13 protein-coding genes are annotated in these 13,570 nt (G+C 43.0%); 6 read left to right on the plus strand and 7 right to left on the minus strand.

Annotated elements, in window-relative coordinates:
- Positions 1–10: 10 nt before the first annotated feature.
- Positions 11–778: a polysaccharide biosynthesis/export family protein gene (locus tag J4N23_RS02080; protein WP_207425348.1), complete on the minus strand. Its 768-nt coding sequence runs from the start codon at positions 776–778 to the stop codon at positions 11–13.
- Between the two features lie 165 nt (positions 779–943).
- Here J4N23_RS02080 and J4N23_RS02085 point away from each other — a divergent pair, with 165 nt between their 5' ends.
- Positions 944–1,603 carry a tyrosine-protein phosphatase gene (locus tag J4N23_RS02085; RefSeq protein ID WP_207425349.1) on the plus strand — a complete coding sequence of 220 codons (660 nt, stop codon included), beginning with the start codon at positions 944–946 and terminating at the stop codon, positions 1,601–1,603.
- 679 nt (positions 1,604–2,282) lie between these two features.
- The gene (locus J4N23_RS02090; protein WP_207425350.1) at positions 2,283–3,374 is read left to right on the plus strand and encodes a polysaccharide lyase family 1 protein; all 1,092 of its coding nucleotides are present in this window, start codon (positions 2,283–2,285) and stop codon (positions 3,372–3,374) included.
- Between the two features lie 249 nt (positions 3,375–3,623).
- On the opposite strand, the gene J4N23_RS02095 is transcribed toward J4N23_RS02090, so the two are convergent.
- Entirely contained in the window at positions 3,624–3,836 is a 213-nt protein-coding gene (locus tag J4N23_RS02095; RefSeq protein WP_207425351.1) for a heavy-metal-associated domain-containing protein, read from the minus strand.
- A gap of 42 nt (positions 3,837–3,878) precedes the next feature.
- Entirely contained in the window at positions 3,879–6,305 is a 2,427-nt protein-coding gene (locus tag J4N23_RS02100) for a heavy metal translocating P-type ATPase (protein WP_207425352.1), read from the minus strand.
- Between the two features lie 178 nt (positions 6,306–6,483).
- Here J4N23_RS02100 and J4N23_RS02105 point away from each other — a divergent pair, with 178 nt between their 5' ends.
- Positions 6,484–7,263, plus strand: a complete 780-nt coding sequence (locus tag J4N23_RS02105; RefSeq protein WP_207425353.1) for an ion transporter — start codon at positions 6,484–6,486, stop codon at positions 7,261–7,263.
- A 229-nt stretch (positions 7,264–7,492) separates the two neighbouring features.
- Entirely contained in the window at positions 7,493–8,755 is a 1,263-nt protein-coding gene (locus J4N23_RS02110; RefSeq protein WP_207425354.1) for a PAS domain S-box protein, read from the plus strand.
- Between the two features lie 47 nt (positions 8,756–8,802).
- Here J4N23_RS02110 and J4N23_RS02115 read toward each other — a convergent pair whose 3' ends face one another.
- The 3 genes from J4N23_RS02115 to J4N23_RS02125 form a co-directional block, all read right to left on the minus strand.
- Entirely contained in the window at positions 8,803–9,501 is a 699-nt protein-coding gene (locus tag J4N23_RS02115; protein ID WP_207425355.1) for an ATP-dependent Clp protease proteolytic subunit, read from the minus strand.
- A 71-nt stretch (positions 9,502–9,572) separates the two neighbouring features.
- Entirely contained in the window at positions 9,573–9,845 is a 273-nt protein-coding gene (locus tag J4N23_RS02120; protein WP_207425356.1) for a hypothetical protein, read from the minus strand.
- The gene (locus tag J4N23_RS02125) at positions 9,820–10,365 is read right to left on the minus strand and encodes an RNA polymerase sigma factor (RefSeq protein WP_207425357.1); all 546 of its coding nucleotides are present in this window, start codon (positions 10,363–10,365) and stop codon (positions 9,820–9,822) included. Before J4N23_RS02125 ends, J4N23_RS02120 begins: the two co-directional genes overlap by 26 nt.
- A 259-nt stretch (positions 10,366–10,624) precedes the next feature.
- On the opposite strand from J4N23_RS02125, the gene J4N23_RS02130 reads away from it, so the two are divergent.
- Together J4N23_RS02130 and J4N23_RS02135 are read left to right on the plus strand one after the other, a co-directional pair.
- Complete coding sequence (locus J4N23_RS02130; RefSeq protein ID WP_207425358.1) at positions 10,625–11,002, plus strand: iron chaperone; 378 nt, start codon at positions 10,625–10,627, stop codon at positions 11,000–11,002.
- A 75-nt stretch (positions 11,003–11,077) separates the two neighbouring features.
- A complete protein-coding gene (locus tag J4N23_RS02135) occupies positions 11,078–11,692 on the plus strand; it encodes a hypothetical protein (RefSeq protein ID WP_207425359.1) in 615 nt (204 codons plus the stop codon).
- A 40-nt stretch (positions 11,693–11,732) separates the two neighbouring features.
- On the opposite strand, the gene argS is transcribed toward J4N23_RS02135, so the two are convergent.
- Entirely contained in the window at positions 11,733–13,499 is a 1,767-nt protein-coding gene (gene argS / locus J4N23_RS02140) for an arginine--tRNA ligase (RefSeq protein ID WP_207425360.1), read from the minus strand.
- Positions 13,500–13,570: the final 71 nt, after the last annotated feature.

Genomic DNA, 13,570 nt, shown 5'->3' on the forward strand with positions numbered 1-13,570 from the left:
AAAATTCAGATTAACGTGTTAATATAATTGCAATAACAGATAGAGCCGACAGTAACAAACCTACAGTCCGGTAAGAGTTGTCGACCGAAGCGTACTTAACTTTTCCTGGCTGAATGTATAATACGTCATTGCTTCTCAGGTAATAATATGGCGAATTAAAAAGCCTCTTGGAAGTAAGATCAATAGGGATATATTCCCTTTTCCCCTCACGTTCTCTAACAAGCAAAATATTGTCTCGCTGAGCAGTAATATTTAAATCACCCGCAAGTGCAATAGCTTCAGTTACGGTAATTCGCTCACTTTGCACAGGATAGCTACCTGGTCTGGCTACATCACCAAGAACAGAAACCTTAAAGTTTAATAAGCGAATATTAACTACCGGTTCACGTAGATAAGTAAGTAAACGTTTGCGAATCTGATCCCTCACTTCAGTGAGCGTAAGACCTTGAACCTTCATACTACCAATCAGCGGAAGAAAAATATCTCCTTTGCTGTCAACCACATATCCTATTACCGGATTGGCTGCATTATTTACCGATGTTCCATTGATCGTGTTGAGGTTATAATTGAAGATAGAAGAAGCTTCGGGGTTAAGACTCGTTACGCTTATTCCTAATACATCGTCAGTTTCAACTTTTAAGGGAGTAAAGTTATTAACGTCTTCTCTGGATGCGTTCTTATTAAGATCCTGAAAATAGGCTATTTTTTTGTATGAATTACACGAAGAAAATGTCAAAACAAATAGCAAAAAGTAAAGGTAATGTAAACGAATTTTCATGTTTTATTAAGATGTAAGTGTTTCAAGAAAACAGGTACTAGTATTATTTGTTTTTTATTTATCAAAAGATTTATTAACATTTTCGCAAGCATTTTCCATATGTTTTCATTTTTTCACAGGCTTTTTCCCAGTTCGTTACCAACTTTTAAAGAAATAGGTGTAGATATGCATTCTCACCTGATTCCGGGGGTTGATGATGGTTCTGGATCTGTTACTGAAAGTGAACATATGATCAATGGACTTTTTGATCTAGGATTTACTCATCTTTTTACTACTCCTCACACTATCTCTGAACTTCATCCCAACACTTTAACTACCATCAGTCAGGGGTTTAAAGAGCTGGAAGGGCTGCAACCTGCAATCAAACTTGACTGGTCTAGCGAATATTTCCTCGACGAACTTTTTTTGAGCCTTCTGGAGAACAACCAAGTTAAACCTCTGCCAGGCAACAGGCTACTCATTGAATTTTCTATGGTAACAAAGCCACTCAACCTTGAATCTCAATTGAGCGCCATTAGTCAAAAAGGATACCAAATAGTACTGGCTCACCCCGAACGATACCTTTTTCTGCAAAAAAAAGATCTGTATCAGAAGTTGCGAGACCAAGGAATCGAGTTCCAGGTGAATGCCCTATCACTGGTGGGCAACTACGGAAAACGGATAAAAAAGGCTGCAGATGAATTAATTAGGGAAGAAATGATCGATTTTATAGGAACAGATCTCCATCATCCGAAAGCTTTAAAAATTTTAAGAAAAGTTCCATCAACCAGTTCCTTTAAAACATTAGTAAAAAGCGGATGTCTTAAAAACCAGACACTGCTTTAACTTTCCTGATGGTGCATTTGAAGGTAACGGACCAGGCCTGTCAATAAGCAAAGAATTAATCTGCAATTTAGCGGATAAATCAGGTTAGACACAACGTTTAGAAAAGGCGTACTTGCAGTAAGGACAGAAACTAGAAAATGCTACACCAACTGCAGAGCATTTTGGAGGACGACTTGCAAAAATTCCTTTCCATTCATCAAAATTATCGAACAAGCTAGATCCGGACCTTTCCCTGAAAGGAAAAAGTTGTTCTTGCAGACGAAGCTGTTCACAGTGTTTTCACGCTTAATGCTGAGTTTGTAGAGCGTGAGATGGAGGTAATAAGTGCAGTTGACGGGCCAATGGCATTAGAGCTGCTTGAGTCTAACCCAAACTTATAAGCGATAAAAGCAAGAAGCCTTCAAACGGGGAGGATGAAGGCTTCTTATAACTAACCAATTATAAACCGCAAGATGTTTTACAAATACGGTGCCATTAGCATACCGCTTACAATGCTTATTAATTACTCCCCATGGTAAGTTTTTTCTTTATTTCTACCGCATCGGGCATCTGCCTTACCCGGGAACGTTTGCACAAAAAATAAAAACCATCGCTTAGTAATCAAGTTGTTACCCTAGTTCCGCAGCGACTTATACCCTTCGTAAGTGCTGCAACCAATTATTAACCTTTTATAAATTTTATGAGAACCAAAATTTTAGTAACTGCAAGTGCAATTGCCATGGGCACGTTTCTAGCTAGCTGTTCAAAAAAAGAAGCACCCTCCTTTGAAACAGAAACATCAGTAGCTACGAAATCACTAGGAACCACCAGCGCTGCTTTTGGCTTAGTGGGATATGCCACAACGGGCGGTGGAACTACCGGCGGACAAGGCGGAGCTACTGTTACCGCCACTACCTTTGCTCAACTCAAATCCTACCTTGAAAGTTCTACCACGTACATCGTCCGGGTTGACAGGAGAATCTATAACGGCACAAAGGGTGGCAAGATCAATGTAAATTCAAATAAAACCTTGCTGGGCGTAGGAACGGCAGGATTTCTTGACGGCGTCGGCTTAAATATTTCAAGCAAAAGCAATATCATTATCCAGAACATCAAGATTACTCTGATTTCAATAACTGATCGTACTGACCCAGCAGTGTATGACCCGGATGGAGACGAGGGACGGCCGCAAATTATCGTAAATGGCGGAGATTGTATTTCCATCAGCGGCAGCAGCTCCAGAATTTGGGTAGACCATTGTGAATTCTATCAACAAGACCCCGCAGTTCAGACTAATCAGGATTTATATGATGGGCTTATAGACATCAAGAATACAAGTCAGAATATCACCATCTCCTGGAATTACTTCCATGACCATCACAAAACACATTTAGTAGGTTCTTCTGACAGCGATAACTACGACAGAAGGATCACCTTCCACCACAACTATTACAAGAACACCTCGGCAAGATTACCGTCTTACCGCTTTGGATCTGCCCATGTGTATAACAACTTCTACCAGGGAATTAAAGGTTCGGGCATCAATTCGAGAATGGGAGCATGCGTTCGGGTAGAAAACAATGTCTTCGAAACAGTAAAGAGCCCATTGATCACTGATGGCAGTCCTGCCGGTAAGTTTCACCTGATTGGTAATTCCTTCTCTGGAATAACCGGCACTGCAGCTCCAACTTCTTCTACCTGCAACTTAAGCCTGCCCTACGCTTACACCGCTGATCCTACCAGCGCCGTAAAAACGGAAGTGACTACCAAAGCAGGGATTGGAAAGATCTAAGGAGAAACTTCACTCGTAAGCAATGCTTTCTTAAAAAATTAGTGGCTGGGAAGGGAGCCACTTTTTTTATAATAGCAGATGTTGGAGACTTAATAATTCGAAACGCGTGCAAACATCATGAAACTAAAGTGTGCGGAAACCCACCCAAGAGGGTGCCAAGAATGGTAATGGAAGTGGCTTAGGCTAAAAACGACCGGGTGATTGCTATCCATGCTAGCCCATCACCCGGTCAGATTTCATCTAAATTTGTTAAGATATTTGTTCAGCAGAAAATCCCACTTTAGCCACCAGTTGTTCCACTTCTTCGGGCTGTAGCCCATCTCCTTCCACCGTCAGGATCTTATCGGGGTTATTTGTATCCACCTCCCACCTGGTAATAGCTGAATTTCCATTAAGCTGAGGAGTTACTTTCGCTACGCAGCCGCCACAATTGATATTTGTCTTGAATTGATACTTTTCCATTTTTCAAACTTTTTTTGTTATTGTTTATACTAGCGCCCAAACCTATAATTGGGCATATTTTAATCTTAAACTATTTGTAACTACACTTACGCTACTCAAAGCCATTGCTGCCCCCGCAAGCATTGGATTCAACAGGAAACCTGTAAACGGAAACAAGATTCCGGCTGCTATTGGTATACCGATAACGTTATAAATGAATGCCCAAAACAAGTTCTGTTTTATAACGCTCACTGTTTTCCTCGATAGCTTTATCGCTTTAGCAATGTGACGAAGCTCGGAGGAGATGAGTGTCATTTTTGCTACATCCATCGCGATATCAGTGCCCTTACCCATCGCGATACTCACATCAGCCTGGGCAAGCGCGTGACTGTCATTGATGCCATCTCCTACCATGGCTACCACTTTACCTGCTGCCTGCAGCTTTTTCACAAATTCAGCTTTGTCGCCTGGCAGTGTCTCAGCTCTGTAGCTGCTGATCCCTATCTTTTCAGATACAGCTTTGGCAGTCCGCTGATTATCACCAGTAAGCATATAAACTTCTATTCCAAGGAATTGTAGCTCCCTAATTGCAGCTGGGGAACTTGCTTTGATTTTATCCGCAATGGCGACCGCAGCCAAAGCATTAGTCTTGTCAGCAAACCAAATAACGGTATATGCTTGATCTAACCATTCATCAGATTTCCGCTGCAGGGCATCGGAAATCTTTATCCCATTGACCGCCATCATTTTTGGACTACCTACCAGATATTCTCCGTCGGCAGTTCTGGCGCGGATTCCCTCTCCAGTGATGCTTTCGAAAAAATCCACTTTCGCTTCCGCAGATATTTGACTGGAAAAATATCTCACAATGGCTTCTGCTAAAGGATGTTCTGACTTCTTTTCTAATGCAAATAGTAAGCTCGCGTATTTCTCTTCAAATCCAGTTTCTGCCCATGCAACTTCAAGCACTTCTGGTTTGCCTTCGGTGATGGTTCCTGTTTTATCCAGAATAACAGCGTCTATATTTTTGGCCTGCTCAAGGCTTTCCGCGTCTTTAATTAAAATTCCATTCTCCGCGCCTTTCCCTACTCCCACCATAATAGCCGTGGGCGTTGCCAAACCTAAGGCACATGGGCATGCTATCACAAGCACCGTTACAAGGGCAAGCAATCCCTGAGTAAAACCATTTTCAACACCCACCAGCATCCAGGCAATGAAACTCACCAGGGCGATGCCTATGACAACAGGCACAAAGATGCCAGCTATTTTATCTACAAGCTTCTGAACTGGCGCCTTGCTTCCCTGAGCTTCCTGCACCATTTTAATAATATGTGCCAGGAGCGTGTCTTTGCCTACCTTTTCTGCCACGAACTGAAGGCTTCCCTTTTGATTGATCGTGCCGGAAAATACTTTCACACCTTTTTCCTTCAATACTGGAACAGGCTCACCAGAAATCATGCTTTCATCCACATAAGAAGATCCTGACACAACTCGTCCGTCGACCGGAATCCTTTCTCCGGGCTTCACTAGCAATACGTCGTTTACCTTTACATCCTCAATCTCCACTAACTCTTCCTCTTGGTTTGTTGCTATTCTGGTAACCGTTTTTGGCTGAAGGCCCATCAACTTTTTGATGGCTGTAGATGTATTTGACTTCGCTCTTTCCTCCAAGAGCTTTCCAAGCAGGATAAAGGCAATTACGACAGCAGCTGCTTCAAAATACACGTGAGCCTCGAGGCCTCTCGATTCCCAGAATTCAGGATACAACGTATTGAAAACGCTGAATATATAAGCGATACCAGTGCTAAGCGCCACCAGGGTATCCATATTGGCAGAGCGATGTTTTGCTTGCTTCCAGGCATTCACAAAAAATTGCCGACCGAAAACCAGAACTACCGGCGTTGCTAAGGCCCACATGATGTAATTCGCGTAGGGCATATGCATAAAAACCATCCCAATTAACACCAGGGGAACTGAAAATCCTATGGCGAGCCAGGTCCTTCTTTTTAACGCCGAATGCTTCTCCTCCTGCAGCTTTTCGAGGGCATCATTAGCTGCCGTTGAGTTTTCTATAACAATATCATATCCAACAGATTGAACCGCTTCTTTCAAAGCTTCAGCAGAAGTAACTCCAGGAATATATTCTACGGAAGCTGTATTATTAGCGAAGTTAACGACAGCACCAACTACTCCTGGCTGCGACTGCAGTATCGTTTCGGCGCTGATAGCACAGGAAGCACAACTGAGTCCGGTCACCGGATAATTTTCTTTAATTGTATCTACATCGTATCCCAAGTCCCGGATGGCCGAAATTGCTTTACCAACTACTTCCCTATCGGCTGTCTCAATAACCGCTTTTTTGTTATTCAGCTCTACTTTATGGCTAATTACTCCAGGTACTTTACCTAGACCTTTATCTACAATTAAGGCACAATGCTCACTTTCCACGCCGGAAAGTGGAATATCGATAATGTTAGTTGTTGCACTCATAATTATATGATTTGATAATACAAAGATGACTCCAACTGGGCTGCAAAGCCTTATATAATTCTGGAAAAGGTTTATATAATTTTTCCCGCCACGGCCAAGATTTTGATTTCACTGCTTACAAAAAACCTTGCTTTATGTTTATTGGGAGAGCCAGCGTATCAATCAAACACGAGAGCGGATGAAACAAAAAGAAGAATTGAACAAGCAGCGTTATCAACTGCTAAAATCGGTAGAGAAATTCATGGAAGGCCCTATGTCGTTTCTGGGATTTATCTGGCTAGTACTGCTTGTCTTGGAATTAACCCATGGATTAAACGATGCACTTCAGCTAGTTAGTTCGGTTATTTGGCTGGCCTTCCTTCTCGACTTCCTGGTAAAAGTAATCCTTGCACCATTAAAGCTTAATTATTTAAAACGCAACGTCTTAACGATAGTATCACTTATTATTCCTGGCCTTCGTTTTTTCAGAGTTTTCCCCTTCATCCGCTATATCCGCTTTTTAAGAAGCGCCCGTCTAATAAAGATAGTCGCTTCCCTTAACCGCGGAATGAAAAGCTTAAATGCAACGATGAACCGGAGGGGCTTTAGTTACATTATGCTGCTGAATTTAATCGTCATTTTTGCAGGAGCGGCAGGGATGTACGCTTTTGAGAACCAGGAGGGCGGCCTTGACAATTACGTGCGTGCCTTATGGTGGACAGTAATGCTCGTAATAACCGTCGGTACAGATTTCTGGCCGCAAACAACCGAAGGAAGAGTTCTCTGCTTTATCCTTGCGCTTTACGGTTTCGCCGTGTTTGGATATATCACCGCGACCCTTGCCTCCTTCTTTGTGGGTCGCGATGCGGAGGAACAGCAAGCATCCATTGCCGGCGCTGCTGAAATTAATTCGCTTCGCCAGGAAGTCCAGGAGTTAAGCAAGTTGGTACGAGAACTAAAAAACAATGGCCAAACTTGAAAGAATGTCGCCTCCTCAGCTTAATATCCTCCCTAATTGTGACTTTTTCCCTATTGCCGATAACCGATCCACAGCTAGGCGACAAAAACAAAGGAAGCTAGGCCTAAAACGACAGGTTTAGGGGGTAAACACGCTGCACCTGGCGCGTAAGCTAATGACAAACTAAAGACGAAACAAAAACAACCTGCAGAACCATAAAAACGTAAAAGCTCATTCACAGACCAACTACATGCATTTTAACCTTAGTTTTTTAAAGGGCCGTCAGGATACAGAGTTTTTGAAGAAAATTATCGATGCGATAGAAGAAGCGGTTACCATTCAAGATAGCAAAGGTGAAACCATCGGCTTCAATAATAAAGCCCTGGAAATTTTGGAGCTGGATGAGGAGCAGCCTCCGGAAACATTTACCTGGAATACCAACTGGTCGCCCTTACAGGAGAGCGGTGAACCCATACCCTATGACGAGCTAGCTACGACAATTACCCAAAATACCGGTGTATCTCAAAAAGATGTTTTGATGGGACTTCGATCTGCACGGGGACATCGAAAGTGGTTGCGGGTAAACACTACCAAATTGGAACACAAGGACGACTTCTATGTTCTGGCCAGCTTTATTGACGTGACTGATCGTTATAACATCTTCAGGGAAACGAAGATTAAGGAGGACCGCTGGAAATTAGCGTTGGAAGGGAGCGAATTGGGTGTGTGGGATGTAGACCTACAAACGGAAGAAGTCTACCTGTCGGACCAGTGGTACGAGATGTTAGGTTACAAAAAGGGCGCACTTGCTCCTAAAGAGGTACTCTACTTCGAACTTATGCATCCAGAAGATCAGCCAAGAGTGAAGGAAGAACTGGAAGACTACTTGTCTGGAACAACAGAGCAGTATCAAACGGAGTTCAGGCTTCGCTGCGGAGATGGCACTTGGAAATGGGTACACAGTAGCGGTAAAATAATGAGTAGAACGGCCGACGGAAAACCTAAACGGGTAGCCGGAACAAATAAAGATATCTCTGCCAGGAAAGCAGCGGAAGAAGAGGTATTTTTAAGCCGTTCCATATTTTACAATGCCTACCATTACTCCGCTATCGGGATGGCACTTGTATCTCCTGAGGGCAACTGGATAGACGTAAACCCTGCTCTTCTCCGCGTCCTTGGATACACCAAAGAAGAACTGATTAAGCGCACATTTCAGGACATTACCCATCCAGACGACTTGGATGCCGACCTCGAGTTCTTACAAAAAACCTTGAACGGCGAGCTGGAAACGTACTCTATGGAAAAACGATACCTCAACAGCAAAGGGGAAATTGTTTGGGCGCTATTGACGGTCTCTCTCGTAAGAACCGGAGGCGGAAAGCCCCAGTTTTTCATCTCTCAAATTATTGACATTACTCCAACGAAGCTGTTGATAGCTGATTTGAACGCAAAAAATGACTTGCTTACCACCTTAAGTAAGGAGCTGGAAACTAAGCTGAACGACAAAGGCTAAATTTTGAAGCCCAATCAGGTAAACTTGCCGATTGGGCTTTCGTTCTTTCAATCTGCTACATTCGCTCTCAGCACCTCATCCACCATGCCAAAGTCCTTGGCTTCCTGCGCGATCATCCAATAGTCTCTGTCCGCTGCCCGATGAATCGTATCATAATCCTGACTGCTGTGTCTGGCGATGATCTCATACAGTTCTTGTTTAAGCTTAAGAACCTCCCGGGCTGTAATCTCAATATCTGAAGCCTGCCCTTGAACTCCTCCCAACGGCTGATGAATCATCACTCTAGCGTGGGGCAACGCCGCTCTCTTTCCTTTCGCTCCCGCGCAAAGCAAAACAGAAGCCATCGAAAGCGCTGTTCCCGTACAGATAGTCGCAACATCCGGGCTGATATATTGCATCGTATCATAGATCCCTAAGCCTGCATAAACAACCCCTCCAGGCGAGTTAATATAAATCTGAATATCTCGCTGGGCGTCAGTGGACTGAAGGAAAAGCAATTGAGCTTGAATAATGTTAGCTACGCGATCATCAATAGCATCGCCGAGGAAAATTATGCGGTCCATCATCAATCTGGAAAAAACGTCCATTTGGGCTACGTTCAGCTGTCTTTCCTCGATAATATGAGGGGTCATCGCTAAAGGCTGCCAACTCCTCTCACTTTTTGAAATGAAGTGTTCCACCTGCAACGAGTTGATACGTCGATGCTTCAACGCATAAGATTTAAATTCCTCCTTTAAACTTTTCATAATTTTAATTTTATTGGACATACGTCTCCCCCGCCGCAAAAAAGCAGCAAACGAAGAGGCTTTAAATAGGATTATTTTCTAATGAAGAGCCGCAATATCTTTTGCCTAAAGCTGCGGTGTTGCTTTTCGGAGAATAAGTTCTGATGCACTTCCTCTATCTCCTTCCGGAGCTCCTTCCGCCCAAATTCTCTGATAAGAATATAGCTTTGTTGCTGGGCTTTTACCTGCTCCGACAGATCGCCGCTAAGTAGTAGCTTCGCCTCAAGCAAAGCCGCGTCCCCGCCGTCCAGATGACCGAAAAGGTATTCCTCTACCGTTTTAATGTCCTTCAAGGAAGTCCTCATACTTAAGAGATTTATCTTTTACTGTTTGTCGCACTTTTTCAAGGCACTTGTATTTTTGAACGGTAGCTGACCGTTCCGTTTTAAATCCGAAGGTTTCTGCTAGCTCAGTCATTGTCAATTTATCATAGTAAAAAGACTTAAGTAGCTCGAGACACCTCTTACCACTTGCTTCGAGTACGGCTAACAAACTGCTATCACTCGGTCTTTCGCTTTCTTCGGCTTCGAGCATCCAGCTTTCAGTCTCCGGTAAAGGCTGTTTTGCCTGCTCAGCCGAAAACTCTCGATACCACAGATTCTTGGCGATGCCCATCAGATATTTCAAATCTTCTTCCGTCGACCAGTTGGGTCTGCCTTCCAGCTTCTCGTACCAAATAACCAGGGCATCATGGAAAACATCTCTGGCCTGCTCAAAGCTTCCACCCCTTTTTGCTATAAACTTTGCTAGTGCCGGAAAAGCTCTTTTATACATATTCTCCAACCCGGCTTTCCTGTCGGTTTGGAAGTTTCTATCAAGTTTCATTTGCAACATAACAAGTGCCTTTTATTACTATATTCAAATTACATTCAAAATATCACCTCTCAATTTTATTTGGATTACTCCTTGTCGTGAAGACCCCCGCATATTGGCGCAATTACACTTTCTTGATGTCGCCGGGCAAGCTGACATTTGTATAGAAACAGACAATAACAGTTTACGGAGGATGTAAGATGAAGAAAAGATTTTATTTCCAATTTATGCTTCCATTAAACTGCCAAGGCTTTGGAATCCAACAAAAGTTATGAACAAAATTGAAACTATCGACGCTTATATTGCAGGCTTCCCCCAGGATGTACAAACTGCAGTGACATTGGTGCGCGAAACCATTAGAACTGCAGCTCCGTCAGCTGAAGAAAAGATAAGCTACGGCCTGCCTGCCTATATCCTTAACAAAAAGCCTCTGGTTTATTTCGGTGCCTTTAAGAACCATATAGGCTTTTATGCATTACCCAGCGGAACCGCTGCATTTCAGCAAGAATTGTCACGATACAAAATCGGGAAAGGCTCTATCCAATTTCCATTAAGTGAACCGATGCCCCTCTCGCTTATCACTTCAATTGTAAAATTCCGGATCGAGGAACTAAGCTTGGAGTTAGAAAAAAACACAAAAACCAGGTAAGAACCAAAAGTTGTGGTGGGGTATTGAAGGAGTTAAGAATGTAGCGTTAGGCCTATAACCTTCGTCTTTATTAAGATGAAAAAATTCTTACATTCTTTGGTTTTTATTCTTTGCGTCGCCAGTTCATGTAAAAAAGAGGCTCCAGAAGGCGGTGGTGGAGAAAATCCAACAGCAGAAGATATTTCTTACAAGGAAGTCAACCTTACATTTGATCCCATGCAAAACACCTCGGTCTTTCTGGATGTGGATTTAAACGGGAGCAACGACTTTCAATTTTATACCGATAGGTTCGAGACAGACATCGACCAACTGGAGGCATTTCTTGTGAAACCGCTCGGTAGTAACAAAGTGCTTGTAATTAAACTGACTGACAATCCCCTCTTCGACAGCAAGTCTCTTTTCTCTTTTAATACCCCCGAGACGATCACAGAAAACACCCCATTAGAACACGCTTGGAACACGAAAAACGGGGCTCTTGCTCTAAAGCATCACTCCACGAGCGATACGTTTATCGGAAGATGGAGCGACGGCACGCCTAAAACAATGGCCTTTCAGCTCAGTAGCAGTGGTAAGAGTTATTATGGGTGGATTAAACTGCAGTATAGCAGAGAGAATAATGCAATGAGCATTTTAAGCTATGCCTATAATAAGACTAGCGGCGGACCAATTAAAGCCGGTAGTTTAGAATAACAAGAAGGGACTGCAGATGCAGCCCCTTCGCTCTTAAATCTTACATCCTTTCCGGCACCTCAATGCCTAATAGTGCCATTCCCTGTTTTATGATGTTTGCTGTAGCTTTCGACAAAGCCAGCCGGAAGTTCTTCAGTTGATAGTCATCTACCTTAAGTATCGGCTCTTCGTGATAAAATTTATTGTAAAGTTTCGCTAACTCATATACGTAATTTGCAATTTGAGCAGGGCTAAATTCTTTTGCTGCCGCCTGAAGTGTCTCAGAATACTTACTAAGGGCGAGAATTAGCTCCCTTTCTGTCGCGGAAAAGGTTTTAATGGCGTCGAATTCATACACATCCACGCCAGCTTTTCCTAAAACAGAGCAAATTCGGGCATGTGTGTATTGAATGAAGGGCCCTGTGTGTCCTTGAAAGTCGATGGACTCGTTCGGGTCAAACAGGAGACGCTTTTTAGGTTCAACCTTCAACAAAAAGTATTTCAGGGCTCCCATACCGATCATACTATATAACTTGCTCTTCTCCTTTTCTGAAAAACCTTCCACCTTCCCTAGCTCTTCCGTACGCTGTTTCGCTGTATCAACCATCTCCTGAATCAAATCATCAGCGTCTACAACGGTTCCTTCACGGGATTTCATTTTGCCGGAAGGAAGATCGACCATCCCGTAAGACAAATGGTATAAACCTTTAGCCCAGGATTTACCGAGTTTTTCCAGAATCAAAAACAGCACTTTGAAATGGTAGTCCTGCTCATTCCCAACTACGTAAATAGACTCGTCCATCTGGAAGTCGTCGTGCTTCAATTGCGCAGTACCCAAATCTTGGGTAATGTAGACCGAAGTGCCATCACCGCGAAGCACAAGCTTTTCATCCAGCCCCTCTGCTGTAAGATCAATCCAAACCGAGTTATCATCTTTCTTAAAGAAGACGCCTTTCTCCAGACCTTCATCTATGATATCTTTACCAAGCAAATAGGTGTTGGATTCGTAATAAAACTTATCAAAATTGACTCCCAGCTTCTTATAGGTTACGTCGAACCCCTCGTACACCCAGCCGTTCATCGTTTTCCAAAGACTAATGACTTCTTCGTCGCCGGCTTCCCACTTTTGCAACATGGACTGCGCCTCCTTAATTAAGGGTGCATTTTTCTTAGCCTCGTCCTCGGTTTGCCCTTGCGCCTTTAACTCATCAATCTGCTTTTTATATTCCTTGTCAAAAATCACATAGTAATTCCCAACCAGCTTATCGCCCTTCAAACCTGTTGACTCAGGCGTCTCTCCGTTTCCGAACTTCTGCCAGGCTAACATCGACTTACAAATGTGTATGCCCCTATCGTTAACAAGATTCGCTTTTATTACGTCATAACCACTAGCAGCAAGTATTTCTGATACCGAGTAGCCCAGGAGATTATTTCGGATATGACCCAGATGCAGGGGTTTATTAGTGTTTGGAGAGGAGTATTCTACCATCACCTTTTTGCCATTAGGGGCAGTTTCAGTGAATGAAGAACTTAGTATTTCATCACGAAAAGCGCTTAAAAGATACTCGTCTGTTAATGAAATATTGAGAAAGCCTTTGATAACGTTAAATCGGGACACTTGGGAAAGATTAGTTACGAGGTACTCACCAATTTCGCTTCCTGTTTGTTCAGGAGATTTTTTGGATAAGCGCGTAAGGGGAAATGTAACCACAGTTACTTCACCTTCAAACTCCTTTCGGGTTTCCTGTAAATTTATATCTGATTCTTTAAGTTCTGCAGCGTACAATGCCTTTACAGCATCAAGGGTTCCTTTTACAATAAAATCCATCGCTCAAAATTAAACATTAAAGGGAAATAAGCCATTCTTTTATTCGCTCCTCCGATTTAATCAAGCCTTAA

The organism is Pedobacter sp. SYSU D00535 (assembly GCF_017355855.1).
Classification (GTDB): domain Bacteria; phylum Bacteroidota; class Bacteroidia; order Sphingobacteriales; family Sphingobacteriaceae; genus Desertivirga.